Annotated in this window: 23 protein-coding genes; 10 read left to right on the top strand and 13 right to left on the bottom strand. The window is 32.8% G+C overall.

Translation table 11 applies throughout. The features are described from left to right. The first annotated feature begins 28 nt into the window (after positions 1–28). Positions 29–2,815: an outer membrane beta-barrel protein gene (locus tag Q0770_RS01010; RefSeq protein ID WP_299113113.1), complete on the top strand. Its 2,787-nt coding sequence runs from the start codon at positions 29–31 to the stop codon at positions 2,813–2,815. A gap of 14 nt (positions 2,816–2,829) precedes the next feature. Here the strand turns inward: Q0770_RS01010 and Q0770_RS01005 are convergent, their stop codons facing one another. The 5 genes from Q0770_RS01005 to Q0770_RS00985 are packed head-to-tail and all read right to left on the bottom strand — an operon-like array spanning position 2,830 to position 6,024. Further along, positions 2,830–3,660, bottom strand: coding sequence for a YgcG family protein (locus tag Q0770_RS01005; RefSeq protein WP_299113111.1), 831 nt, complete (start codon positions 3,658–3,660; stop codon positions 2,830–2,832). Further along, positions 3,657–4,094, bottom strand: a complete 438-nt coding sequence (locus Q0770_RS01000; RefSeq protein WP_299113109.1) for a TPM domain-containing protein — start codon at positions 4,092–4,094, stop codon at positions 3,657–3,659. The genes Q0770_RS01005 and Q0770_RS01000 overlap by 4 nt, the downstream gene beginning before the upstream one ends. A gap of 13 nt (positions 4,095–4,107) precedes the next feature. Continuing rightward, positions 4,108–4,707, bottom strand: coding sequence for a LemA family protein (locus Q0770_RS00995; protein ID WP_299113107.1), 600 nt, complete (start codon positions 4,705–4,707; stop codon positions 4,108–4,110). A gap of 12 nt (positions 4,708–4,719) precedes the next feature. Next, positions 4,720–5,049, bottom strand: a complete 330-nt coding sequence (locus tag Q0770_RS00990) for a MerR family transcriptional regulator (protein WP_299113101.1) — start codon at positions 5,047–5,049, stop codon at positions 4,720–4,722. A 3-nt stretch (positions 5,050–5,052) separates the two neighbouring features. After that, a complete protein-coding gene (locus Q0770_RS00985; RefSeq protein ID WP_299113099.1) occupies positions 5,053–6,024 on the bottom strand; it encodes a M23 family metallopeptidase in 972 nt (323 codons plus the stop codon). Positions 6,025–6,170: 146 nt separating this feature from the next. On the opposite strand from Q0770_RS00985, the gene alaS reads away from it, so the two are divergent. From alaS to Q0770_RS00970, 3 genes are read left to right on the top strand one after another with little or no spacing between them, the layout of a single operon-like run. Next, positions 6,171–8,798, top strand: coding sequence for an alanine--tRNA ligase (alaS, locus tag Q0770_RS00980; RefSeq protein WP_299113097.1), 2,628 nt, complete (start codon positions 6,171–6,173; stop codon positions 8,796–8,798). Between the two features lie 3 nt (positions 8,799–8,801). Next, positions 8,802–9,134: a hypothetical protein gene (locus Q0770_RS00975; protein ID WP_299113095.1), complete on the top strand. Its 333-nt coding sequence runs from the start codon at positions 8,802–8,804 to the stop codon at positions 9,132–9,134. A 1-nt stretch (position 9,135) separates the two neighbouring features. Beyond that, the gene (locus Q0770_RS00970; protein ID WP_299113093.1) at positions 9,136–10,098 is read left to right on the top strand and encodes a GSCFA domain-containing protein; all 963 of its coding nucleotides are present in this window, start codon (positions 9,136–9,138) and stop codon (positions 10,096–10,098) included. Positions 10,099–10,108: 10 nt separating this feature from the next. Here Q0770_RS00970 and coaD read toward each other — a convergent pair whose 3' ends face one another. The 7 genes from coaD to Q0770_RS00935 form a co-directional block, all read right to left on the bottom strand. Beyond that, the gene (coaD, locus tag Q0770_RS00965; RefSeq protein WP_299113091.1) at positions 10,109–10,564 is read right to left on the bottom strand and encodes a pantetheine-phosphate adenylyltransferase; all 456 of its coding nucleotides are present in this window, start codon (positions 10,562–10,564) and stop codon (positions 10,109–10,111) included. Next, positions 10,561–12,780, bottom strand: a complete 2,220-nt coding sequence (locus Q0770_RS00960) for a peptidase domain-containing ABC transporter (RefSeq protein WP_299113089.1) — start codon at positions 12,778–12,780, stop codon at positions 10,561–10,563. The genes coaD and Q0770_RS00960 overlap by 4 nt, the downstream gene beginning before the upstream one ends. A gap of 9 nt (positions 12,781–12,789) precedes the next feature. Continuing rightward, the gene (locus Q0770_RS00955) at positions 12,790–13,317 is read right to left on the bottom strand and encodes a peroxiredoxin (RefSeq protein WP_299113087.1); all 528 of its coding nucleotides are present in this window, start codon (positions 13,315–13,317) and stop codon (positions 12,790–12,792) included. 4 nt (positions 13,318–13,321) lie between these two features. After that, on the bottom strand, positions 13,322–13,951 hold the full coding sequence (locus tag Q0770_RS00950) for a hypothetical protein (protein ID WP_299113085.1): 630 nt from the start codon (positions 13,949–13,951) through the stop codon (positions 13,322–13,324). A gap of 72 nt (positions 13,952–14,023) precedes the next feature. Then, the gene (locus Q0770_RS00945) at positions 14,024–14,320 is read right to left on the bottom strand and encodes a hypothetical protein (RefSeq protein ID WP_299113083.1); all 297 of its coding nucleotides are present in this window, start codon (positions 14,318–14,320) and stop codon (positions 14,024–14,026) included. A gap of 65 nt (positions 14,321–14,385) precedes the next feature. Then, positions 14,386–14,592: a hypothetical protein gene (locus Q0770_RS00940; RefSeq protein WP_299113081.1), complete on the bottom strand. Its 207-nt coding sequence runs from the start codon at positions 14,590–14,592 to the stop codon at positions 14,386–14,388. A gap of 66 nt (positions 14,593–14,658) precedes the next feature. After that, on the bottom strand, positions 14,659–15,636 hold the full coding sequence (locus Q0770_RS00935; RefSeq protein WP_299114048.1) for a D-alanine--D-alanine ligase: 978 nt from the start codon (positions 15,634–15,636) through the stop codon (positions 14,659–14,661). 153 nt (positions 15,637–15,789) lie between these two features. Between Q0770_RS00935 and Q0770_RS00930 the strand changes: the two genes are divergently transcribed. The 5 genes from Q0770_RS00930 (at position 15,790) to Q0770_RS00910 (ending at position 19,720) form a co-directional block, all read left to right on the top strand. After that, positions 15,790–16,353 carry a PASTA domain-containing protein gene (locus Q0770_RS00930; RefSeq protein ID WP_299113079.1) on the top strand — a complete coding sequence of 188 codons (564 nt, stop codon included), beginning with the start codon at positions 15,790–15,792 and terminating at the stop codon, positions 16,351–16,353. Between the two features lie 3 nt (positions 16,354–16,356). Further along, positions 16,357–17,388 carry an RluA family pseudouridine synthase gene (locus Q0770_RS00925; RefSeq protein WP_299113077.1) on the top strand — a complete coding sequence of 344 codons (1,032 nt, stop codon included), beginning with the start codon at positions 16,357–16,359 and terminating at the stop codon, positions 17,386–17,388. A gap of 84 nt (positions 17,389–17,472) precedes the next feature. Further along, complete coding sequence (yaaA, locus tag Q0770_RS00920; protein ID WP_299113075.1) at positions 17,473–18,231, top strand: peroxide stress protein YaaA; 759 nt, start codon at positions 17,473–17,475, stop codon at positions 18,229–18,231. A 113-nt stretch (positions 18,232–18,344) separates the two neighbouring features. Then, the gene (locus Q0770_RS00915; protein ID WP_299113073.1) at positions 18,345–18,983 is read left to right on the top strand and encodes a hypothetical protein; all 639 of its coding nucleotides are present in this window, start codon (positions 18,345–18,347) and stop codon (positions 18,981–18,983) included. Then, positions 18,983–19,720 (top strand): uracil-DNA glycosylase family protein, encoded by a 738-nt coding sequence (locus Q0770_RS00910; RefSeq protein ID WP_299113071.1) that lies wholly within the window; start codon positions 18,983–18,985, stop codon positions 19,718–19,720. The genes Q0770_RS00915 and Q0770_RS00910 overlap by 1 nt, the downstream gene beginning before the upstream one ends. Before the next feature lie 211 nt (positions 19,721–19,931). Here the strand turns inward: Q0770_RS00910 and Q0770_RS00905 are convergent, their stop codons facing one another. Next, complete coding sequence (locus Q0770_RS00905) at positions 19,932–20,402, bottom strand: hypothetical protein (RefSeq protein ID WP_299113069.1); 471 nt, start codon at positions 20,400–20,402, stop codon at positions 19,932–19,934. Between the two features lie 205 nt (positions 20,403–20,607). On the opposite strand from Q0770_RS00905, the gene Q0770_RS00900 reads away from it, so the two are divergent. Beyond that, complete coding sequence (locus tag Q0770_RS00900) at positions 20,608–21,903, top strand: DEAD/DEAH box helicase (RefSeq protein WP_299113067.1); 1,296 nt, start codon at positions 20,608–20,610, stop codon at positions 21,901–21,903.

Genomic DNA, 21,903 nt, shown 5'->3' with positions numbered 1-21,903 from the left:
TAGTATTGAACGCAAATCAATCAATCAAATGAAACGAACATTAATCCTCTTAGCTTTAATTTTTTCTGCACATGTATTTTCTCAACAAAAATCTTTTAAAATTGAAGGTTCACTTATAGCAGAAGATACTAAGACCCCTTTAGAGTCTGCTACAGTTTATTTGCAACGTGTAAAAGATAGTAGTTTGGTAACTTATACAATTACCGATAGAGAAGGCATGTTTTTGTTACAGGATAAAACCTATGATGATTTCCTAAACTTGTTTATATCCTATGTAGGCTATTCTACCTATTCTAAGAAAATAGCAATTGACAAAGAGAATATTAATTTGGGACCTATTTCACTTAAAATTGATGATAATGCATTAGACGAGGTGGTAATAAAAGCTACACCACCAATTACAGTTAAAAAGGATACACTAGAGTTTAATGTTGCATCCTTTAAAACCAAAAAAGACGCTAATGTTGAAGATTTATTAAAAAAATTACCTGGTGTAGAAGTTGATGCAACTGGCGCAATTACAGTTAACGGAAAGCCAGTAAATAAAATTTTGGTTAATGGTAAGCCTTTTTTTGGTGATGACCCTACAATTACAACACGTAATCTAACCAAGGAGATTATAGATAAAGTTCAGATTACAGATACAAAAACTAAGGCGCAAGCATTTGCTGGCGAAAAAGGAGATGACGAAAACAAAACGATTAATCTTACAATTAAAGAAGAAAATAACAAAGGTGTTTTTGGACGTTTGTCCGCTGGAACGGGAACCGATGAACGGAACGAGTTTGCAGGTATTTTAAACCTCTTTGATAATGATAGGCGCATAAGTGTTTTGGCTGGTGGTAATAATATTAATTCTCCTAATTTTAGTTTTGGCGAAATCGAAAAAATGCTAGGTGGAAATATATCATCAGTGAGTGTAAATAGTAGTGGTGCATTTTCTATCAATGGACGTTCTTTTGGAGGAGGAGGTCAGGGCATTATTACTTCAAGAAATGCAGGTGCTAATTATGCAGATGTTTTAGCTAAAGGTTTTGATGTGTCTTCAGATTATTTTTATTCTCGTAGTAGCTCTGAAAATGACAGTAGAATAGAGCGAGAAAATATTTTACCTGACGCTCGTTTCTTTACCAACTCAACATCTCGTGAAACCTCAGATAATGATAATCATCGTTTTAATGCAGCTTTTGATATCGAAGTCGATTCTACATTTTTAATCAACATAACACCTTCTTTTAACTATGTGAAAAATCAACGTTTTAATAATCGTTTTGATGAAACTTTTGATGAAAATCAGGATTTAACCAATCAATCCACATTTGAATCTTTTTCCGACTCAGAAGTTAGACGGTTTAATACAGATGTAGATATTACAAAACGTTTTGGTAAAAACGGGAGTTTTTTAAAGTTTGCTTTTGAGACAGAATTTAGCGAAACAGATGGTGATGAGTTTCAAGTATCTGAAACACTAATAACGGACCCAAATGTCGATGATATATTAAGAAATCAGCAAAGAGCAAATAATTCAGATTTTAATAAATACCGTTTGAGTAGTACGTATCGCATACCCTTAATTGCAAAAAAACTCTTTTTAGATGCAAAATTGAGTCATCTTTCTGAAGTTAGAAGTAGCCAAAATTCTACTTTCGATTTTAACGATGCTACTTTAGAGTACGACTTGTTTAATACAGATTTAAGTTCAGATTTTAAATTCACAAATCGTAGAACAACGCCGAGTTTAGATTTAAGTTACCGAAAAGACAAACTAAGAGTTAGTTTAGAAGTAGGTTATGTGAATAGAACATTAGAAAATGAAGATGCTTTAAGACCAGCACTTAGTGCTAAAGAGCGTTTTAATGCAATAGAGTTAGATGGAAATTTTAATTATAGATTTAGTGATAAAGCTTCTCTGTATTCGGGGTATAGTTTAAGAAATAGACCGCCGCAGTTAAGACAGTTGCAAGCGTTCCAGGATGTGTCTAATCCTTTAAATATTATAGTTGGTAACCCTGAGCTAAGCCCATCTAATGATTATAATCTTTACGCAGGTTTTAATAATTTCGATTTTCAAAAACGTACAGGCATTTTTCTTAACCTAAGTGCTTCTACAACACAAGATGAAATAGTAACACGATCTACAGTAGATGAAAACTTTGTAAGAACAACGACTTATGACAATGTTGATGGTAATTATAGAATACGTGGTGGTGGAAGTTTTAGAAAATCTTATAAAGTAGATTCTTTACGTACTGTAAAACTCAATTTTGGATTTAATGGAGGCATAAATAGACGTATTAATTTTAATAATGATGTAAAATATGCATCTAATAATACCAATTTTGGGCCAAGATTAGGTGTGACATTTAATTGGAAAGATGTTATGGAAATTACACCAACTTATAACCTTTCATATAATACGACTCGTTTTGATTTGGCTGACTTTGATAATCAAGAATTTTTAACTCATAATTTAAGGATTAGAACAGCGATGTTCCTGCCTAAGAAGTTTGAATGGCGAAACGATATTAACTATAATTACAATCCTAATGTGGCCGTTGGTTTTCAGAAGTTTGCATGGTTTTGGAATTCTACTTTAGCATATACGTTCCTTAAAGATAAAGCCACATTGACTTTAAAAGCTTATGATATATTAAACCAGAATACCAATGCGAGAAGAGTTGCCACAGCAGATTACATACAAGATTCTCAGAGCACTGTATTGCAGCAATATTTTATGCTAAGTTTTAGTTGGAAATTTAATAGTCTGGGAAGTAAAGGAAAAACAAATTCTAATAGCTTTATAATCCTAGATTAGATAAATAGTAGAAATCACCATCCGCCGGAAGCACCGCCACCACCAAAACCGCCGCCTCCGAATCCGCCTCCGAATCCGCCTGAGCTTCCACCACTAAAGCCGCCAAAGCCACCGGATGAAGAACCACTTCTGTAGCTACCACGCCCCATATTACTTAGAATAATGGCTTCCAAAATGCTTGTGCTGTTTTTATGATTCCCTCTATTTCCGCCACCACGTCCACCTTTATGTTTAGATATGGCAATAATAAAGATGATAAAAATGATAAATAGAATAAACAGTAATCCAAACGGAAATTCATTATTAGAAGATGATTGTCTTGAGCCTTGATATTCGCCTGTTAAAACTTCAAAAATAGCATCAGCACCACGATTGAGTCCGCCATAATAATCATTACGTTTAAAGTAAGGGATGATATCTCTATCAATGATGCGCTTACTCATGGCGTCAGTCAATAAATGTTCCACACCATAACCAGTATTAATAGCTATTTTACGATCATTTTTTGCAAGTAAAATAAGAACACCGTTGTCTTCTTTTTCTTGACCAATTTCCCATTTTTGACCCCATTGAGCACCTAGGTAATTGATGTTTTCACCTTCTGTAGAAGGTATAGTTATAATAACTATTTGCGTTGAAGTTGTATCCGAATAACGGATTAATTTCTGTTCAAGATTATTTTTTTCTGATTCTGAAAATAAATTAATATAGTCGTAAACACTTGTTTGAAATTCTGGCGTTTCGGGTATTTGATATTGTGCTTCAGTATACTGAAAACTCAATAAGAATAGTGTACATACTATGAGTTTGTAAAGGCTATTTTTTGATTGATTCCTTAACTTCATCCTTTAGAAATTGAGTTATCGAGTTCGTTAGAATCTCCATGGAACCAAGGGAAATATTTAGATAATTGTTGCCCAGATTTTTTAATACCTTCTATTAAACCTTGTGCAAATTCGCCGTTTTTAAAATGTGCAGCAATACTATCTTTTGTAGCATCCCAAAAGTCTTTTCCAACAGCTTCATTTATGCCTTTGTCGCCATAGATGACGAAGCTTTTCTTGTCTACAGCAACATAGATTAAAACACCATTCTGTTCTTTTGTATTATCCATTTTTAAATAATGAAAAACTTCCATAGCGTGTTTAAAAACATCACCAGTACAGTTTTGCTCTATGTGTACACGTATTTCGCCAGAGGTGTCTTTTTCAGCATCACGGATAGCAGCAACAATAGCATCTTCTTCAGAAGCAGTTAGAAAGTTTTCGATGTTGGACATGTGTTAATTCGATTTAATCAAAATCAAATTCTACATCAGGCGCATTTTCACTACCAGCATCGGCCTTATATCGCGGCATTTCTTCAAACCCAAACCATCCAGCTAATATTTTTCCAGGAAATTTGGTAGTATAAATATCATAAATATTTACTTTCTCATTATATCGGTCACGAGCCACATTGATTCTGTTTTCTGTACCTTCAAGTTGACTTTGCAATTCTAAGAAATTTTGGTTCGCCTTAAGTTCAGGATAACGTTCTACTGAAACCAATAATTTAGATAATGCACCAGATAAACCAGATTGAGCTTGTTGAAATTGAGCAATATTTTCAGCAGTAATGTTACTAGCATCAATGGTAGTTGATGTTGCTTTTGCTCTAGCTTCAATAACTTCTCTTAGAGTAGTTCTTTCAAAATCTGCAGCTCCTTGTACGGTTTTTATTAAATTTCCTATTAAATCATTACGTCTTTGATAAGAACTTTCAACATTAGACCAAGCTGTTTTTGCATTTGCTTCATGCTCTACTGCCGTATTATTAAATCCAACAGCCCATTTGTATATGCTAAATACAATGACAGCGATTACTATTAAAGGAATAAGCCACTTTTTCATAATTGGTTGATTTTAAAGTTGTGTTTTTATTTTAATGAGTTTTGCTTTAATGCCTTCAAGCTTTGCTATAATTTCAAAGTTGCTTAAAGCCTCTTGTTTTTCTTCTTTAATGTGTGTTTTTGCGCCTTCTAATGTAAAACCACGCTCTTTTACCAAATGATAAATAAACCTAAGATTCTTAATATCTTCTGGCGTAAATTTCCGGTTACCTTTTGCGTTTTTTTTAGGTTTAATGACATCAAATTCTTTTTCCCAAAAGCGTATAAGAGAGGTGTTGACATTAAAGGCTTTGGCAACTTCGCCAATACCATAATAACGCTTTTCTGGTAAATCTATATGCATGTATTAATCTAAAGATTGATTTTCTAGAGAGGCTTTCTCTAAAAGTTCATTAAACTCTTGAGCGGATAAGTTTCCGTAGTAGAAATTTATAGGATTTATGCGTTCACCATCTTTAAAAACTTCGTAATGTAAATGTGGTGCTTCTGAGCGTCCAGTACTACCAACAAAACCTATAAGGTCGCCACGCTTTACACGTTGATTAATACGAACATTATACTTGTATAAATGCGCATAGAGAGAAACATAACCATAACCATGATCTATACGTATATGCTTTCCGTAACCAGAAGAACTGTTATCTGCACGTTTAACAATACCATCACCTGATGCAAAAATAGGTGTGCCTCTTGGCGCTGTAAAATCCATTCCATAATGAAACTTACGCACTTTGGTGAAAGGGTCTGTTCTGTAGCCGTAACCAGAAGCCATACGAGTCAAATCTGCGTTCTTAACAGGTTGTATTGCTGGGATTGCTTCCAAAAATTTTTCCTTATCCTTAGCTAAAATGGCAATCTCATCGAGCGATTTTGATTGCACGACCATTGCTTTTTCAAGTATGTCAAGGCGCTTATTACTTTCACTTATTAGAGCTGTATTGTCAAAGCCATCAAACTTTTTGTAACGGTTAATACCACCAAAACCAGCACGACGCTGTTCTTCAGGAATTGGATTGGCTTCAAAATAAAGGCGATAAATGGCATTATCACGTTCTTCAATATTTTCGAGAACAGTAATAGCATCATCCATACGTATGTTAAGCAATTGGTATTGTAATTGCATGTTGTCTAGTTCTCTTGCTAGCTCTCTCTCTTTAGGAGATTCAAAGAAATAACCACCAACTATAACTATAAAGAAAGCAAATAAAGCAGAGGCTAATAAAAACGCTAGAGCATACTTAACAGTAGTACGCTTTTTACGTCTTATTTTACGATACGATAATGTTTCAGAATCGTAATAGTATTTTACTTTAGCCATATCTTAAAATGTTCTATTTTTGTGCCCAACTAGAACAATATACAAATATAAAAATACTTTCGTACTTAAGATATTTACAACACTGTTCATCTTAAAAGATAACGTTGGAAGTAAAATTAAATTTTAGGCGATAAAATTAGATAAAAATGAAGTCTCAAGACATCCGAAATAAATTCCTTGACTTTTTTAAAAATAAAGAACACCTTATTGTGCCTTCGGCACCTATGGTAGTAAAGAACGACCCAACTTTGATGTTTGTTAATTCTGGAATGGCACCTTTTAAAGAGTATTTTTTAGGAAATTCGGAACCTAAGAAAAATAGAATTGCCGATTCTCAAAAGTGTTTGAGAGTTTCTGGTAAGCACAACGATTTAGAAGAGGTGGGTTATGACACCTACCATCACACTTTATTTGAGATGTTGGGCAATTGGAGTTTTGGAGATTATTTTAAAAAGGAAGCTATTGCTTGGGCATGGGAATTATTGACTGATGTTTATGGTATTAAAAAGGATATGCTTTACGTCACTGTTTTTGAAGGTAGTGATGATAAAGACAATCTTGATATGGATACAGAAGCCTATGATATTTGGAGACTATACATTGCTGAAGACCGAATTTTAAAAGGGAATAAAGCAGATAATTTCTGGGAAATGGGAGATCAAGGTCCTTGCGGTCCTTGTAGTGAGATACATGTAGATATTCGTTCTGATGAAGAAAAAGCAAAAGTTGACGGTAAGACTTTAGTAAATATGGATCATCCGCAAGTTGTTGAAATATGGAACTTAGTTTTCATGCAATACAACCGAAAAGCTAGTGGAGATTTAGAAACTTTACCTAATAAGCATATAGATACAGGAATGGGTTTTGAGCGTCTATGTATGGTTTTACAGGGCGTACAGTCTAACTATGATACCGATGTGTTTACACCAATTATTCGTGAGATAGAAACCATTACAAATTCTACTTATGAAGACCCAGAAACTTCTGACGAAAAAGTGGATATTGCGATTCGTGTGATTTCTGATCATGTGAGAGCAGTAGCATTTTCTATTGCAGATGGTCAATTGCCAAGTAATACAGGTGCAGGTTATGTGATACGTCGAATTTTAAGACGTGCTATTCGTTATGGGTTTACGTTTTTAAACCAGAAAGAGCCATTTATATATCGCTTAGTTGATATTTTAAGTAAAAAGATGGGAACAGCTTTTCCAGAATTAAAAGCCCAAAAACAATTAATTGAAAACGTTATTAAAGAAGAAGAAGCGTCTTTTTTAAGAACTTTAGAGCAAGGTTTAATTCTACTTGATGGTATTATAAAACAAACAAAAAGTGATACTATTTCCGGAGAGAAAGCTTTTGAGCTGTATGATACTTATGGCTTTCCTATTGATTTAACAGCTTTAATTCTTTCAGAAAAAGATTTGAAATTAGACCACAAAGGGTTTGAAGAACATCTACAAATACAAAAAAACCGTTCACGAAAGGCAAGTGAAATGTCAACAGACGATTGGACAGTGCTTTTGGAAGATGCAGAGCAAGAATTTGTAGGTTATGATACGCTTGAGACTAATGTAAAAATTACGAGATACAGAAAAGTCACTTCAAAAAAAGATGGCGAAATGTATCAATTGGTCTTTAATTTAACGCCGTTCTATGCTGAAGGTGGTGGACAAGTTGGAGATAAAGGCTATTTACAAGACGCGCATGGAGATGTTATATATATAGTAGATACTAAAAAAGAGAATAATGTTATTATTCACTTTACGAAAAACCTACCAGACCATTTATACGAAACCTTTAAGGCTGTCGTTGATGAAAAGCAACGTTATAGAACAGAGTGTAATCATACAGCAACACATTTATTGCACCAAGCGCTTCGTGAGGTGTTGGGTGACCATGTAGAACAGAAAGGTTCTGCAGTACATTCAAAATACTTACGTTTTGATTTTTCACATTTTTCAAAACTTACGTTAGAAGAATTGAGAGATGTAGAGAATTTTGTGAATGCACGTATTGAAGGTAAATTACCACTAGAAGAAAATAGAAGCGTACCAATGGAGCAAGCAATAGAAGAAGGTGCTATGGCTTTGTTTGGCGAAAAATATGGTGATGCAGTACGGACCATTAGATTTGGTCAATCTATTGAATTATGTGGAGGAACACATGTTAATAACACAAGTGATATTTGGCATTTTAAAATCCGTTCAGAAGGTGCAGTTGCAGCTGGTATTAGACGTATAGAAGCTATCACTAATGATGCTGTTAAAGATTTTTATTTTGAAAATAATCGCGCATATTTCGAAATGAGAGACATGCTTAATAATGCTCAGGAACCTGTTAAAGCGTTACAAAGCTTACAAGCTGAGAATAGTGATTTAAAAAAGCAAATAGAGCAGTTATTAAAAGACAAAGCCAAAAACTTAAAAGGCGATTTAAAGAATGAAATCTTTGAGGTTAATGGTGTACAGTTTTTAGCTAAAAAAGTAGATTTAGATGCGAGTGGTATTAAAGACTTATGCTTTGAATTAGGGAGTCAATACGATAATTTGTTTTTATTATTTGGTGCTGAGAATAATGGAAAAGCCATCTTGTCTTGTTACATCTCAAAAGAATTAGTAGCAGTAAAAGATTTAAACGCAGGAACTATTGTCAGAGAATTAGGTAGGCATATTCAAGGTGGTGGCGGTGGTCAAGCTTTCTTTGCCACAGCTGGAGGAAAAAACCCAGCTGGAATTGATGAGGCATTAAATAATGTGATTAATTATATTAAGTAATTAATGGAATTCTGGACACATTTCAATAATAAAGAAACATTAGGTGATAATGGTTCAGAAGGAGGAAGGATTATTATAGATGAAGAGCATGTAAATGGGGCTAGAATAACTCTTGAAGAGGATAGTTATGATGCTCCATATGCAATTACTCTCGGCATATATGGAGTTATGTTTCATACTGACTTTTTTAATACCATAGATGAAGCAAAATCGAAGTGCCTTATGTTTAAAAGCAAAATTGAATTAATACTTCAGCATTTATCAATTGATGATAGTAATAGAGAAAAAGCATGGAGATTAGTATATAATGAATTATTAGATGATCTCACTAAATAATTTGAATCTTCAGACCAAAATACCATTACAACCACAGCGTTTTAATCAAATAGATTACAACTCAAAAGTGCTGTTGCTAGGATCTTGTTTTTCTGAAAATATTGGAGAGAAGTTTCAGTATTTCAAATTTCAATCTTTGCAAAACCCTTTTGGTATATTGTTTCAACCTTTTGCAATAGAAACCCTAATCACTAATGCCATAAACCAAAAAGAATATACTGAGGTAGATATCTTTTTTAATAACGAACAATGGCACTGTTTTGATGCACATTCACAATTAAGTCATCCTTTAAAAGATGGATTATTAACCGAGCTAAATAAAAATATAAGAAAGACTTATAACTTCCTAAAAGAAGCGTCTCACATCATTATTACATTAGGAACATCTTGGATTTACAGGCATATTGAAACAGACCAACACGTTGCCAATTGCCATAAAGTACCTCAAAAGAAATTCTTAAAAGAACTGCTTTCTGTAAATCAGATATCAGAATCACTTGATGCCACTGTGAGTTTGGTGAAATCAATAAATCCTAATGCTCAATTTATCTTTACGGTTTCTCCCGTGAGACATATTAAAGATGGCTTTGTAGAAAACACGCAGAGTAAATCGCATTTAATAACTGCTATACATCAAACTCTTAAAAGTAACCGGTTGCTGAGCGAAGCCGAAGGGTATTTTCCGTCTTATGAAATCATGATGGATGAACTGCGCAATTATAGATTTTATAAGGATGATATGTTACACCCAAATCAATTGGCCATAGATTATATCTGGGGAAAATTTGCTTCAGTATGGATACATCAGAACTCTGAAGCTATCATGGATGAGGTTAATGCCATACAAAAAGGGTTGGCTCATAAACCTTTTAACCCTAATTCCGATACGCATCAAAAGTTCTTATTTAGACTTCAAGAAAACCAGGAAGCTTTAGAAAGCATATTTTCTCATATTACATTTTAAAACAAGAATCTTACTTAACCCGTACACTTTTTGGGACTAACTTAGTATAATCGCCATTGTTTCTAATCACATCCCTTACAATTGAAGACGAGATGTATGATGTACTTGCGGCAGTTAATAAGAATACAGTTTCTATAGGTGCTAAATCTCTATTGGTATGCGCAATGGCTTTTTCAAATTCAAAATCCGCAGGATTTCTAAGGCCTCGAAGAATAAATTCAACATTATTTTCTTTACAAAAATCAACAGTTAGGCCTTTGTAAGTCACAACTTTAACTTTGGGTTCATCTTTAAAAGCATCTTCAATAAAAGCTTTACGTTCGTCCAAAGAGAACATATATTTCTTATCCGCATTGATACCAATAGCTACAATAACTTCATCAAAAAGTGTGACACTTCGCTGTATAATATCGTAGTGCCCTAAGGTAATGGGGTCAAAAGAACCAGGAAAAATTGCTCGTTTCATAAAATCATATATAAGGTTGATAAGACAAATATAAAGTTAAAATGACAATTAAGTTCTTTCCAAAAATCACTATAAAAATTTTCAGTTTTTAGCAGTTGAAGATGTGTACCGTTAATTAAAGTTTGACCATTTTCAACTACATATATTTTATCAGCAATGTGTTTTAAAGAATGTAAACGATGGGAGATAAAAATAATAGTTATGTCTTCCTTTAGTTTATTTAGAAGTTGCAATACAAAATGTTCTGTCTTTCTATCCATTGCAGAAGTAAACTCATCTAACAATAATAATTGTGGCTTTTTATATAACACTCTCATTAATGCAATAATCTGTTTTTGTCCACCTGACAAATTAATGCCTTCTTCACCTAAAACTGTGGCAAATCCTTGAGGTAAACTTTTAATAAAATCTTCAAAACCAAAATCTTTACAAAATTGTTCTATGTTTTCCAGACTATCTTCTTTTCCTAATAAAATATTGGTTATAACATTACCGCTAAAAATAGTTACGTCTTGTGGTATGACTCCTAAAACATCTCGCCAATCATTAGTGTTTATATCTTTAAGGTTGTTTTTATTATTAACGATTATTGCTCCACTCTCAAATGGGTAGAATTTTTGAAGTATCTGCCCAAAGGTGCTTTTACCACTTCCACTCTCACCAACAATGGCAACACACTCATTTTTTGAAATTGAGAGGTTAATATTTTTGAATAATTGACTTCTTCCTGCAAAACGGAATGATAAGTTTTTAACATTTAAATTTTCAAAAGTTGTTATTGCTGTTTTTCCTAAACTTTCTTTTTCAATAGATGCAAACTCATACATTCTATTAAACGCAACTTTAGCTTCATTAATTGGTATGGTAATCAATGCTAAACTGGCTACCGATGGCAGTAATGAACCTGCAATACCTAAAATAGCCATTAACTCGCCTAACTGCATAGTTTCATCATAGACTTGTATCGATGTATAAATCAGAATTCCAATCAAAAACAATACGCTAAATACTCCAGAAAATACAGATAAACGCACATTTATCTTGCCAAGATTAAAAGCTTTTTCTTGGAAGTTACCATAGATGAGTTGGTTAATTTTTTGAAACATAGATTGCCTATTATTGTTTTTGATTGTGGCTATACCTTGCATAGAGGTAATGTAATTGCTTTCACTCATTGCATAACCTTGCATCACACCTTTTTGGGCATTAATGATACGTTTATTAAAGCTATAAATCAGAAAAAAGTAAAATGGTAAACTCACAAAAGCTATTAGTCCTGTTTGCAAGGAATAATAAAATAAGAACCCTAAAGAAACAATAGTTACTAAAGCATTAATAACTACATTACCTACAACCATTTTTATAACACTTTGCACACGTTGTGTATCGTTTAAACGTGTCACTAATTCGCCTATTTTGCGAGTATCAAAAAAAGGCTTTGGCAAATGTAATATTGCTGTGTAAAAACTATCAATTATACGATTATTAAAGTCTTTAGTTTGTCTTATTAAAAAATAATCTCGTAATGCAGTAAATAATACTCTAACCAAAAGTAAAAAGGCTACTAATACTACCCCTGTAATAAGTTTTGTAAAATCTTTTGAAGGCAATATATCATCTATTAGTTTTTGCGAAAATATTGCCATTGCCATACCTAAAATAGCAATGCCTAAACCTAATAAAATGCTAAAGCTAATTAGCCTGTAATCTTCTTTTAAAATACTAAGAAACCATTGCTTTTTGTCATTTGTTGTAGTTTCTGCTTTTACAAAATTATCATTTGGCGTGAGTGTTAAACAAGTTTTAGATATCCAAATGTTTTCTAACTCCTCTTTTGTATAGGTGATAATACCTTTTGCAGGGTCGCCAATTATAAATTTATCATTTTCGTAACCATAACATATTACATAATGTTGTAAACGCTTTTCAATGACAACATGCAGTATTAAAGGTTCTTTATGATTTATTACTGCTTGTATATCGGCTTCATTACCTTGCGCTGTAAAACCTAATTGGCTTGCTGCTTGGTATAAGCCTAAAAGTGTTGTGCCCTGCTTTGTAGTACCACTTAACTCTCGTAGTTTCTCTAAAGAATTATTGCCTTCGTAGTAATTTATTAGAGATAATAAACAAGCTACACCACAATCGCTTTGATCGTGTTGTAAAATAAATGTGTCTTGTAGTTGTTTTTTTGATAGTTGGTCTATTTTAGGCATATAATACTGTTATTTCTGCTCGTTAATAATTCTTAATATACCAACTGCATTTAACTGCCCTTTATGCGTTTTAATAAGCTGTTGCTTTTTATCATAGATTAATGTGAATGGAATTGAAGAGGCATTGAAGATTTTTGAAAACTCATCTTTAGTATCATTTAAGAATATGATATTCTCTTTATCTATTAGATTATATTGTTTTGAAAATGCTATAATCTTTTCAATAGATTCTGTTGATACAAATACTAACTGTATATCTTTAAATTCATCAATATTTTCACTAATACTTTGCGCTTCATATTGACAATACTCACATTCACTATTGAAATACAAAAAAACTATTGGCAAATTTGGGTATAAACTACTGCTAGTAAATACAATACTATCTAAAGTTTTAAAGCTAAACTCAGGAACATTTATTATACTATTTGCGATAGCATTCTTTTCTTTGGCTTTAGTTGCTACTTGATAACCTAAAAAAGATATTACAAGTAATATGGTTATTACAACTACTATTTTTAATGTCTTTTTATTCATATAACTAGCTCATGTTTAGAGTAAAAAACATTATTGCTATTATCCAAATAAGTAAAGCTATACCGTAACTACATGCTATAATAGAAAAACCTTTATCAGTTTTAATTTTCAACTCTTTACCTAAAAGATATGCTAAAATGAACCAATAGGCTAACTCAAAAAGATTAAGAACTTGTAAAGGATAAATCCACCAAATTTTTAAGCCTTCATAACCAGTAACATTTAGTACAGAAAATGGATAAAAATATTGTAAATCTTCTAATTCATAATTTGTTTGAAAAAAATAAAACCACAAGGTTTTAAATATAATTACTAATAAGAATATAAATTCAGCTTTTAATACAATGTTGAATAATTTCTTGTATTTGATTTCTCTATTGAAAAAAAAACAACCTAAATCAATAATAGCGGCAATTAAAACTATTTTAAAAAAAAGCAGAAATGGAATAAGTATGTAACTTAACCATTCCCATTTTTGTTGGAAACTTAAGTGTTTATTTATTTGCTGATTAGTTAATTTTTCAGATAAAGAATTAATTACTAATTGATTTGTCTCCAAAATTACTCCTGAATAGTAAGCAAAAAAAAGTGTTAATGACGAAAGAGTAGCAAAAAAGAATAGATTTTTATTCAATGAGCTTAGAATTTAGTATTATCGGGAAAGCAATTTTAAAGAAAAGTACTTTAAATGAAAAATAATTTTCATTTAGGAAGATGAGATATCATTTCTTACTAAAATATCTATATGATAATCTTTACTAATTAAACCTTCTTTTATTTTTTTTAATAAATCTTCCATTATTAAATAGTCTTTTTTTAATAGAAAATGTCCTAAGATGCCTGCCTTCCATTCATATGAAATACTTACCCTTTCTTCATATGAGAAAATGATAATCTTATATAGTTGTTCTTTACTAAGAACAATTTCCATTTTATTCGAAAATAAAACTATATCCTTGTAAGATTTTGTAATATTCTTTATATATGAAGAAATTTCGTTCATTTTTATAAAAGAAAATATCGGAAGTTATTCTCCGATATTTCTAAACTTAATAATTAATTTTGATATTAAGGCCATCCTGGAGGTGGAGTCCCTCCTGTATATTGAACATTAGCACATTCTGAACTGACTCCATAAGCCCATAAACCATTAAGAGCCATACCTAATGGTCCTCCAAAGAGTAGTCCTGCAAATGCCGATAATCCAACAGTGTTGAAGCAATCGTCATTACCACCTACTACATTCTCCATTTTTTTTAAACTAAGTGTTTTCATAAAAAAAGAATTTATATTTCTTTAAAAATAGTGAAAAAAATAATGCTATTAAAAATAATCAACTAATTATTTTTTCATCACTTCCTCAATGGCATTGTCAAATAAATCCGACAGAGAAATACCTGCTTCAGCAGCTTGTTGAGGTAATATACTTTCTTTAGTCAGTCCTGGAACTGTATTAACTTCGAGTAAGTAAGGTTCATCGTTTTTAAAGATAAATTCACTGCGAGTAAAACCACTCATTTTAAGTGTTTCATATATTTTTTTGGCTTCTCTTCTAACTTTATTTTCATAATCTTCAGAGATTCTCGCTGGTGTGATTTCTTGAGATTTGCCTTCATACTTAGCTTGGTAATCAAAGAAATCATTTTCTGAGACTATTTCAGTAATTGGTAAGACTTTGGTTTCGCCTTTATAAGAAATGACACCTACAGAAACTTCAACACCATCTAAAAATTGCTCAATAATAATCTCATCATCCTCTTTAAACGACAGTTCAATGGCGGCTATTAGATCCTCTTTTTTATACACTTTAGAAATGCCAAAACTACTTCCGGCTTTATTAGCTTTTACAAAACAAGGTAAGCCTACTTTTTCGACAATAGCATCTTCATTAATTGTGTCTCCAAGGTTTATATAATAGCTCTCAGCAGTTTTAATACCAAAGGGCTTTAGGGTTGCTAATAAATCACGTTTATTAAAAGTTAATGCAGCTTGATACATACTGCAGCTAGTCTGCGGAATACCCAACAGTTCAAAATAAGCTTGTATAAAACCATCTTCGCCAGGAGAACCATGAATAGCGTTAAAAACACAATCAAACGTAATCTTTTCGCCATTAATTAGTATAGAAAAATCATCCTTGTTAATAGGCACTTCTTCACCACTTTCTGCAACATAAACCCATTTATTTTTGAAAATATGTATGGCATATGGTGCGTACTTGTTTCGGTCTAAGGTTTCGTAGACCACATTACCACTTTTAAGCGAAATTTCATATTCGCTAGAGTAACCACCCATAATAATTGCAATGTTCTTCAAAATAATACGCTTGTAAAAAAGTTGTTATGTAAAAGTATCATTTATTTTATTTCAACACCAAAAATCGATTTGTAAATTACAAGCGTATATAAAAAAGTAAATCTCAATAATCTAGAAAACTAGAATTTCATTAGTTTTGTGAACAATATTTATCGCATGAGCATCATTAAGTTTTTAAAGAGTAAAGTATTTTTTAAACAATTAGCTTTGGCTGTAGTTGCAGTTGTAGTTTTCTGTTTTTTGTTATTAAAATGGCTAGACATTACAACCAATAACGGAGAGTTTGTAACGGTGCCAGATTTAAAAGGAAAATCGTTAGAGACTGTAGAGATAGAACTTGATGATAACGATTTGGTGATGCAGATTCAAGATTCGGCTAATTTTAATCCTAATTACCCTAAGTTTTCGGTAATTGAGCAAGACCCAATTGCTGGTGCTCAAGTAAAAGAGAACAGAAAAATATACCTAACGCTTAACCCATCTGGTTACAGAAAAGTAGCTGTGCCAGAAATTATGAGACGTACCTACAGGCAAGCTAAGCCAACACTAGAAGCTTTAGGTTTTATCTTGGGCGAAAAAACCTATATAGATAATATCGGGAAAGATGTCGTTTTAGGTATAAAGCACAAAGGCAAAAACATTAAAGTTGGCGATAAACTACCATTAAAATCTAAAATCGATTTGGTTTTGGGTAATGGTAATCGGGCTTCTTCAAATTAGTATATGGACACAACTCCAGAACTTCCACCTAAGAATGACCTTTACGAGCATTACAAATTTGTTGTAGAAAAAGGGCAACAACCACTTCGTATAGATAAATACCTAATGAATTTTGTTGAAAATGCTACCCGAAATAAAATTCAGGCTGCAGCAAAAGACGGAAGTATTTTTGTTAATGACTCGCCAGTAAAATCTAATTATAAGGTTAAGCCAAACGATGTTATTAGAGTAAAATTTGAGCATCCACCTCACGAAAATTTGTTGGTTGGTGAAGATTTACCATTAGACATCGTTTATGAAGATGAGGATTTGTTGGTGGTTAATAAACCAGCAGGTATGGTTGTGCATCCAGGTCATGGGAATTATTCAGGGACTTTGATTAATGCTTTGATTTTTCATTTTGAAAACTTACCAAAAAACTCAAGTGATAGACCAGGTTTAGTACATCGTATAGATAAAGACACGAGTGGTTTATTGGTCGTAGCTAAGACTGAGCATGCTATGAATCATTTGTCCAATCAGTTTGCCGAAAAGACTTCAGAGCGCGAGTATGTTGCCATCGTATGGGGAAACGTCAAAGAAGATGAAGGTACTGTTGAAGGCAATATAGGACGCCATCCAAAAAACAGATTACAAAACACCGTTTTTGAAGGCGATGATGCATACAAAGGAAAACCTGCTGTAACCCATTATAAAGTTATTGAACGCCTAGGTTATGTCACCTTATTAAGTTGTAAGCTCGAAACTGGCCGTACACATCAAATCCGTGTGCATATGAAGCATATCGGGCATACGCTTTTTAATGACGAACGTTATGGCGGACATTTGATACTCAAAGGCACAACATTTACCAAATACAAACAATTTGTAGACAATTGTTTTAAAGTATTGCCAAGACAAGCTTTACATGCCAAAACTCTAGGATTTGAGCATCCAACTACAGGAAAGTTTATGAGCTTTAATACTGATATTCCAGAGGATATGCAGCAGTGTATCGAAAAGTGGAAACATTATGCTAAGCATCAAGAAAACTAATAGTGATATAAGTATTTATTGTTAAACCCTATTTTAATTCTAAAAGCATAGTCGTAAATTTGATTTTGAAAAATTGAGTACACTATGAAACTTGTATTATCTCCAGCTAAATCTCTAGATTTTGAAAGCAAATTGCCAACACCAAAAACGACGGAGAGTTGTTTTTTGGCAGAGTCAGAACGCATCAATAAACTATTAAAAAAGAAATCAGCAAAAAGCTTATCTAAGCTGATGCATATCTCTGATAATTTAGGACAATTAAATTACGAACGTAATCAAGAATGGTCTTTGCCGTTTACCTCAGAGAATGCACGTCCAGCCATGTATGCCTTTAACGGAGATGTGTATCGAGGATTAGATGCGTATTCAATCGATACTAAAAAACTCGATAAGGTTGAAGATACTGTGAGAATCATTTCAGGACTCTACGGTATTCTAAAACCTTTGGATTTAATACAGCCTTACCGACTAGAAATGGGGACTAAATTCCCTGTAGGTAGAAACAAAAACTTATATGAGTTTTGGAGAAAGAAAGTGACGCAAGCTCTAAATGATGAATTAGAGGATAACGAATTGTTTTTAAACTTAGCAAGTAACGAGTATTTTAAAGCTATAGATGTAAAGGCTTTAAAAGTGCCTGTGATTACTATTAATTTCAAAGAATTTAAAGGAGATACTTATAAGACTATTGCTATTTTTTCAAAATTAGCACGAGGATTAATGACACGTTACATTATTGATACCAATGCTAAAACTTTAGAAGATGTTAAAGGATTTAATTATGAAAACTACGGATTTAGTGAAGACTTGTCTTCAGAAAAAGAATTGGTTTTTGTAAGATAGTTTCTATCTTTAAGCATCAATTAATTTCGATGCTATACTATTTAATTATTGCTCTTAAGGTATTTTGCCTTTATCACATATATAAAAATCACAAGCCCTATTATTGGTTCTTTGTGATTTTTTTAATTCCTGTAGCTGGTGCCTTATTTTATATTATCACTCAGGTTTTAACCACTCGCGATGTCAATACATTTCAAAATGAAATTACGTCTATTGTCAATCCAACAAAGAAGATAAAAGACCTCGAAAAGAAGATTGAATTTACCGATACGTATGCTAATCGAATGGACTTGGCAGATTCCTATTTTGAAATCAAGGCTTATCAAAATGCCATTTCGAATTACGAAATTACACTGAAAGATAAATCTCAAAATGCCTTATACGCGCATCAGCAATTGGTTTTGTGTTACTTTCAGATGAATGATTTTGATAAAGTCATTTCACATGTTAAACAAATTAAAGATAAGCCTGAATTTAAAGGTTCAAAACATCAATTTTGCTATGGACTTGCTTTAAGAGAAAAAGGCGATTTAGAGGCCGCTGAAAGAGAATTAAAAGCTATCGACAGGCCATATTCAAATTACAGCGAGCGTTTAGAATTAGCTAAATTTTATATTGAAAATAATAGGAAAGAAGAAGGCAAGTCCTTACTTGAAGATATTAGTAATGAAGCGCAACATATGACTAAGCCTAATCGCCGATTATTTAGACAAACTATTAATGAGGTTGAGCAGATATTAAAAACATTGTAATGTTTTTGCATAAGCATCCATATCCACCATTTATTCCAGAGGATGCTACAAAGCTTATTGTTGGCACATTACCACCGCCACGATTTTCTACAGGAGACTCGCACGAAAAAGATGTTGATTTCTGTTACGGAAGTTATCATAATTCACTCTGGAAAAAGATAGATGTGATTCATAATTTAGGCTTACGTTTCGATAATTCTCAAGACGCTATTGAAGAACGTAAAGCCTATTTGGTAAAACACAACATTGGTGTGTGTGATATTGTAGCTAGCGCTGAGCGCGAAAAGATTGATGCTTCGGATTTAGGTATGCAAAACATTAAGTTACGAGATTTAATAGGTTACCTTAAAAAACACCCCAAAATTAAGATGCTCTTATTTACTGGCGGAAATAGTAAAAACGGACCCGAATACTTTTTTAGAAAGCACATAAAAGATTACAACATAAAACTAGAATTGATTTCTAATGAAGTGCCAAGAATACATCAGTTTCAGATACCTGTCATGTCGAAACGCAGTGAGACATCTCATAAGGATGAGATTCCTCAATCGCTGCACTCATTTCGGAATGACAAAAATGAGTCTATACGTATAATTAGAACCGTATCACTAACCTCTGGCTCAGGTGCTGCAAATATCTCAATTAGCAGAATGCCATTGTACAAACAATTAAAAGCAAGCAATCCAAACTTTAATACCTTTGATTTTAGGGTGCTACAGTATCGGGAGTTTTTTTAGATGGTTTCGTTTAACGGTTAATATATGGCAAGTAGGGCAGTAGAAAGCGATACACTTTCAAGTTTGCACTGAGCCAAAACGTTGTATTTTGTTTTTATCGTATTCATTTTAAAAGCCAAATCAACGATTTGGCGGTGTTGGTAAAAAGCACTAAACTTTCGTTAACTACCAAAAGCCCTATTTACTATATACAGTGTTGTAACCAGTTATTCTAAACCACATAGTCTACCTTAATTTTGGATAATTCATTTAAGTCGATATTGATTATAGTGCCTGAATGACCATAGCAGACTAATCGATTTTCAATTATTTCAGCTTTAGATATAGGGTTTGAGAAAGTAAAGAAAATAGACCAATTTAACTCTCCGTTTAATTTTGTAGAAGCAATGTATCCCTCGTTTCCCATTCCACCATCTCCAAATACAATTTTTTGATTTTCATATTCAAAACTTCCATGAAAAATATCATATTCGGTCCAAATGTCGTCATCATATTTTTCTATTTTTTCTAATTCTGTATCGCATATAGGAGACCAATATTGTTTAATTTCTCCATTGTTTGGATTTTCAGTTCTGTAAACACTCCCAATTATGATTTTACCATTTGAGTATGTTATACAATCTAGACCAAGAACAAAGCCCTTTTTCCATTTATCTTGTATTTTCCTTTGGGAATTATTCATTTTTCATTTCTGAGTCTTTCATGCAATTGGTTACAATGTTTAGATAAATTCTGTTTTAATTGATTTTATCGGTTGTTAAACGAAAGTTAGAAGAAATAATTTATAAAGTCAAACAAATACAAGTTAAAGCAAAAATTAGCAGTATTTTCGCTAAAATTAAAAGAGGTGAGATTTTAATAATATTCATCTTAACCAAATAAGATGTATGTCATTTAAATCCTTAGGCTTATCTGAGCCTTTACTCAAAGCTATTGCCAAAAAAGGTTACGAAACGCCTTCTCCCATACAAGCCAAAGCCATTCCGCCAGTTTTAGAAGGCAAAGATGTGCTAGCTTCTGCGCAAACAGGTACAGGGAAAACAGCAGGTTTTACCTTGCCACTTTTACATTTTTTATCAGAGAACCCAAAAGAAAAGTATAGGCCAATACGTGCATTGATACTTACGCCAACACGGGAGTTAGCGGCACAAGTATTTGCTAATGTTAGAGAATATTCAGAGTTTTTAAATATTAAAAGTGCTGTAATTTTTGGAGGTGTTAATCAAAAACCCCAAGTGGCAGCCATACGTCAAGGTGTTGATGTTTTGGTAGCAACACCTGGACGATTAATAGATTTAGAAAACCAAGGCTTACTATCTATAAAACGTGTTGAGGTTTTTGTTTTGGATGAAGCCGACCGCATGTTAGATATGGGTTTTTTACGTGATATAGAGCGCGTAATGAAACTAATGCCAGCAAAACGCCAGAATTTAATGTTCTCGGCTACCTTTTCTAAGGATATTAAAAAGCTAGCCTATTCTATTTTAAATAATCCTGTGCAAGTTGAGGCTACGCCAGAAAATACAGCTGTTGAGGTTATAGAGCAAAAAGTATACAGAGTTGCTAAGACTAAAAAAACAGGGTTAATTATTAAACTCATTTCTGAAGGTAATTGGCAACAAGTTTTGGTGTTTACTAGAACTAAGCATGGCGCAAACAGATTGACAAAAAAGATGGTTAGTGCAGGCATATCTTCGGCTGCAATCCATGGTAATAAAAGTCAAGGTGCACGTACAAAAGCTTTAGCAGGTTTTAAAAGTGGAAAAGTTAGAGTTTTAATTGCTACAGATATTGCTGCTCGTGGATTGGATATTCCGTTATTACCTCATGTGGTAAATTTTGAGTTGCCTAATATTTCCGAAGATTACGTGCATAGAATTGGGCGTACTGGTAGAGCAGGAGCGAGTGGTGAAGCACTATCACTAGTTAGTGCAGATGAAACATTGTATTTAAAAAATATTGAAAAACTGATTGCCCAGAAAATACCTGTAGATATTGTTGAAGGTTTTGAGCCAGACCCAAATGCATCGACTGAACCTATAAAACCTGGTCAGAATAGACAACGTAGTCAAGGACGACGTCAAAATAAACCTAAAAGTGAAGGTGGTTCTAATTCAAGAAACTCTAACCGTAATAGAAATCGTAACAGAAATAGAAGACGTAATAACGATAGTAGAAATTAA

The organism is uncultured Winogradskyella sp., assembly GCF_947501905.1.
Taxonomy (GTDB): Bacteria; Bacteroidota; Bacteroidia; order Flavobacteriales; family Flavobacteriaceae; genus Winogradskyella.
The sequence above is the reverse complement of the archived record's forward strand: the minus strand, read 5'-3'. Positions and strand labels throughout refer to the sequence as shown.

Bases quoted from the DNA above. Each gene is read 5' to 3' on its own strand.
- Q0770_RS01010 (WP_299113113.1), top strand. From the start codon at position 29: ATGAAACGAACATTAATCCTCTTAGCTTTAATTTTTTCTGCACATGTA.
- Q0770_RS00975 (WP_299113095.1), top strand. From the start codon at position 8,802: ATGGAATTCTGGACACATTTCAATAATAAAGAAACATTAGGTGATAAT.
- Q0770_RS00985 (WP_299113099.1), bottom strand. From the start codon at position 6,024: ATGGCTAAAGTAAAATACTATTACGATTCTGAAACATTATCGTATCGT.
- yaaA (WP_299113075.1), top strand. From the start codon at position 17,473: ATGAAACTTGTATTATCTCCAGCTAAATCTCTAGATTTTGAAAGCAAA.
- Q0770_RS00955 (WP_299113087.1), bottom strand. From the start codon at position 13,317: ATGAATAAAAAGACATTAAAAATAGTAGTTGTAATAACCATATTACTT.
- Q0770_RS00905 (WP_299113069.1), bottom strand. From the start codon at position 20,402: ATGAATAATTCCCAAAGGAAAATACAAGATAAATGGAAAAAGGGCTTT.
- Q0770_RS00990 (WP_299113101.1), bottom strand. From the start codon at position 5,049: ATGCATATAGATTTACCAGAAAAGCGTTATTATGGTATTGGCGAAGTT.
- Q0770_RS00900 (WP_299113067.1), top strand. From the start codon at position 20,608: ATGTCATTTAAATCCTTAGGCTTATCTGAGCCTTTACTCAAAGCTATT.
- Q0770_RS00910 (WP_299113071.1), top strand. From the start codon at position 18,983: ATGTTTTTGCATAAGCATCCATATCCACCATTTATTCCAGAGGATGCT.
- coaD (WP_299113091.1), bottom strand. From the start codon at position 10,564: ATGAAACGAGCAATTTTTCCTGGTTCTTTTGACCCCATTACCTTAGGG.
- Q0770_RS00960 (WP_299113089.1), bottom strand. From the start codon at position 12,780: ATGCCTAAAATAGACCAACTATCAAAAAAACAACTACAAGACACATTT.
- Q0770_RS00925 (WP_299113077.1), top strand. From the start codon at position 16,357: ATGGACACAACTCCAGAACTTCCACCTAAGAATGACCTTTACGAGCAT.
- Q0770_RS00945 (WP_299113083.1), bottom strand. From the start codon at position 14,320: ATGAACGAAATTTCTTCATATATAAAGAATATTACAAAATCTTACAAG.
- Q0770_RS01000 (WP_299113109.1), bottom strand. From the start codon at position 4,094: ATGTCCAACATCGAAAACTTTCTAACTGCTTCTGAAGAAGATGCTATT.
- Q0770_RS01005 (WP_299113111.1), bottom strand. From the start codon at position 3,660: ATGAAGTTAAGGAATCAATCAAAAAATAGCCTTTACAAACTCATAGTA.
- Q0770_RS00995 (WP_299113107.1), bottom strand. From the start codon at position 4,707: ATGAAAAAGTGGCTTATTCCTTTAATAGTAATCGCTGTCATTGTATTT.
- alaS (WP_299113097.1), top strand. From the start codon at position 6,171: ATGAAGTCTCAAGACATCCGAAATAAATTCCTTGACTTTTTTAAAAAT.
- Q0770_RS00940 (WP_299113081.1), bottom strand. From the start codon at position 14,592: ATGAAAACACTTAGTTTAAAAAAAATGGAGAATGTAGTAGGTGGTAAT.
- Q0770_RS00930 (WP_299113079.1), top strand. From the start codon at position 15,790: ATGAGCATCATTAAGTTTTTAAAGAGTAAAGTATTTTTTAAACAATTA.